This window comes from Streptomyces sp. NPDC006510, from assembly GCF_040611955.1.
Lineage (GTDB): Bacteria > Actinomycetota > Actinomycetes > Streptomycetales > Streptomycetaceae > Streptomyces.
Genome location: NZ_JBEXPH010000393.1, coordinates 1 through 2,771, shown reverse-complemented (window position 1 = coordinate 2,771; position 2,771 = coordinate 1). Strand labels below are relative to the sequence as shown.

Genomic DNA, 2,771 nt, shown 5'->3' with positions numbered 1-2,771 from the left:
TTCGCCCCCCTCATGACGGGTACGGGTACGTACCCGTACTCTTGGAGGATGGGAAGGAGTACGACGATGTCCGATGCCAATGTCCGTATCCCCGAAGAGGCCAAGGACCGGCTTGCCGCGATCGCGGCCGCTGAGGGTCTGTCGCTGCGCGCTTACCTGGCACGCCTGGCCGAAACGATGCTGACCCCGGCCGAGCGTGCCGAGCGTGCCGAGAAGGCCCGGGCCGCGCTGAAGAAGTGGAACGGCTACGCCCCCACCACTGCCGAGCAGGATGACCTGGACAGTGAGCTGGACCGGCGCCTGGCCCGGGTGACTGCCCGGTGAGCGACGCCATGCACATCGTTCTGGACGACACGGCGATGGCCGCGGCGGGCCAGGGCAACGTCCTCGCATCCCGCCTCATCCACCGGGCTCATGCCGAACCTGGCTGGTTCCTCTACGCCCCGGCGTGCGCGCTCGTCGAAGCCGACCGCGCACGCCCCGGCACGGCGGAACACCTGGTGTCTCTGCCCGGCATCACTGTCCTGGACCTGGACCTGCCGGCCGCTCTCGCGATCGCGCAGCAGGAGACGTGGGCCGCGGCGCACAGCCAGTACGCGGCGCAGCCCACCGCGGACCGTCCCGACGGTGCGATCGTTGCGACCACCGCCCCGAACCGGTGGGAGGGAGAGCCGGTCCGCGTCCTGGACCTGACGCCCTGACCGGTCGGTGACGTGAGGCCGGGCCGCTCTGCCGGTCCGGCCTCACGCCTGGACGGGTCAGCCCCGAAAAGCACCGGCCGGGTGTCGGTCCGCGCAGAAGCGCTGTGGTCAGGCCGATGGCTGGCCGGTGGGTGCGCTCTGGTCGGCGGGCTGATCCAGTTGCTGCTGGCGGCGCCGCTGCTCGTTGCGGTGGTCCTCGACGCGCTGGGTGAACAGCTTCAGCGCCTCGTCCTCCCGGCCGGGGCCGTACTCGCTGTACGGCCCGATGCCGAGTCGGACGGCCTCCTCGATGGCGTCGGCGGTCTGCTGGAGGAAGTAGCTGCGCTCGCGGAACTTGTAGTAGCCGGTGAACATCGCGGCCACCGTGATGGCGAAGCTGATGACGGTCAGGGTGACGCTCTGCCAGGTCAGCTCCTTGCCGGTGTCCAGGGCCGCGATTTCGTGGAGGCCGAGCCGATCATGATAAGGGTCTGCAGGCCGTTGTGGATCCGCCGGTACTTGCGGCTGTCGACCTGGTACTGCTCGATCGCGGTCGTGACTTCCTCGCGGTAGAGCTTGCGCCGGTCGCCCAGGGCCGGGTTGTTCCTGACCTTCTGCTTCCACAGCGACTCCTGCGCGGAGGCGAGATGCGCCTCCAGTCGCTGGAGGGTGGACACGTCCCGCCCGGCGAAGTGGACGCCGACCAGCGCCAACAGGGACATCAGGAGCAGGCCGCCGCAGATCAAGTCACCCACGACGAACCGCGCCGGGTCGCCCGTGGTGAACCAGGCGATGCCTGTGCCGATGACCGCGGCGAGTAAGGACAGCCAGCTGATGGCCGCCCCGGCGCGCCAGATGCGGTCCAGCCGGCGCCGCCGGGCAAGCTGCTCCTGAGCGTCGATGACGAGGTCGGTGGTCACCACGTAGATCCGTTCGTCGGCGTCCCGCTGGCGGGCACTGATCAGTTCGTTCGCGTCCTGGATTCGGCGGGGCACGTCGTCGTCGAAGTCCCGTGCCACGGGCTCAGCGGGCGAACGCTTCGGTCAGGCTGATGCGGTAGCCGTCCTCCTCCATCAGCACGACGGTGACGCCGAACGGGTCGGGATGGTCCAGCTCGATCGGGATGAAGGAGAAGTTCACCGCGCTCTGGATGGGCGGCACGAGCTCGCCGCCGGGTTGCGGCGCGGGGGCCGGCCTCCAGTCGGGGGCGACCGATGCCCAGCCCTCGGGGCTGCGCGCCAGGAGCTGCTCGCTGTAGGGGAACTGGTGCAGCACGTGCCCGTCGCGGGTGGCGCGCACCATGTTCAGGCACGGCGCCGGGCCGACGATGGGCAGCTCGCAGGCGGTGGCGACGTCGTGGGTCTCCCAGGCGAGCACCACCTCGTCCGCACCGGCCGCCGCGGCGATGTTCGACAGCTCCGCGATTCCGGTGAGCGCGTCCTCGCCGACCTTGAGCGGGCGTACCCAAATCATCCCGACCAGCTCGCTGCGCACCAGCGGCATCATGAGCGGCCGCGGCACGGTGCCCTCGCCCAGCCCGGCGGTGTACGCCTCCTCCACCACGCCGACCAGTCCGTTCCACATCCGTGCTTCCACCGGAGCCCCCTGTTCTCTGCCGTAACCGATCACGGCCGACCCTGCCATTCAGGGTGAGCCGTGTCAGCGAGATGATCGGCCAGCCATGGGCCGATATGGCTGGCGGCGGATGGCCGCGGGCACGTGGAACGAGGACGGCGCGGGGTGTGGGCGCGATATCGTGGAGTCCTCTTATCTGCGGTTTTTGTGATCTGGCAGGAGTACCCGCGTGCCCGAGGACCCCATCGCTCACAGCGAGCTCGCTGCCCTGACCCGGCGCTTCGAAGAGGGCTCGGCTCAGGACTCCCGCGAGTTCGGGATCATCAAGTCCGACCTCACCGCGGTGCGCCTGCAGGTCGGGAACCTGGACCAGAAGGTCGAGAACCTCAGCGGCCACGTGACCCAGCGTCTGGACGGTCTGGAGCGGAAGATCGACGGCTTCATCGACGAGCAGCGCACGGTCAACGCGACCATGGTCGAGCTGCTGTCCTCGCTCGTGGGCAAGAGCACCGACAC

At 69.4% G+C, this 2,771-nt stretch carries 6 protein-coding genes; 3 read left to right on the top strand and 3 right to left on the bottom strand.

Translation table 11 applies throughout. The features are described 5' to 3' along the window. The first annotated feature begins 66 nt into the window (after positions 1-66). Together ABZY11_RS43795 and ABZY11_RS43790 are read left to right on the top strand one after the other, a co-directional pair. Positions 67-324, top strand: a complete 258-nt coding sequence (locus tag ABZY11_RS43795) for a hypothetical protein (RefSeq protein ID WP_356484518.1) — start codon at positions 67-69, stop codon at positions 322-324. 8 nt (positions 325-332) lie between these two features. Next, positions 333-701: a hypothetical protein gene (locus tag ABZY11_RS43790; protein WP_356484520.1), complete on the top strand. Its 369-nt coding sequence runs from the start codon at positions 333-335 to the stop codon at positions 699-701. A gap of 108 nt (positions 702-809) precedes the next feature. Here ABZY11_RS43790 and ABZY11_RS43785 read toward each other — a convergent pair whose 3' ends face one another. From ABZY11_RS43785 to ABZY11_RS43775, 3 genes are read right to left on the bottom strand one after another with little or no spacing between them, the layout of a single operon-like run. Then, entirely contained in the window at positions 810-1,064 is a 255-nt protein-coding gene (locus tag ABZY11_RS43785) for a hypothetical protein (protein ID WP_356484517.1), read from the bottom strand. Between the two features lie 44 nt (positions 1,065-1,108). After that, the gene (locus tag ABZY11_RS43780) at positions 1,109-1,699 is read right to left on the bottom strand and encodes a hypothetical protein (protein WP_356484516.1); all 591 of its coding nucleotides are present in this window, start codon (positions 1,697-1,699) and stop codon (positions 1,109-1,111) included. Positions 1,700-1,703: 4 nt separating this feature from the next. After that, positions 1,704-2,264, bottom strand: coding sequence for a hypothetical protein (locus ABZY11_RS43775; protein WP_356484519.1), 561 nt, complete (start codon positions 2,262-2,264; stop codon positions 1,704-1,706). 220 nt (positions 2,265-2,484) lie between these two features. On the opposite strand from ABZY11_RS43775, the gene ABZY11_RS43770 reads away from it, so the two are divergent. Next, a partial coding sequence (locus tag ABZY11_RS43770) for a hypothetical protein (RefSeq protein WP_356484515.1) occupies positions 2,485-2,771 on the top strand: 287 nt, incomplete at its 3' end.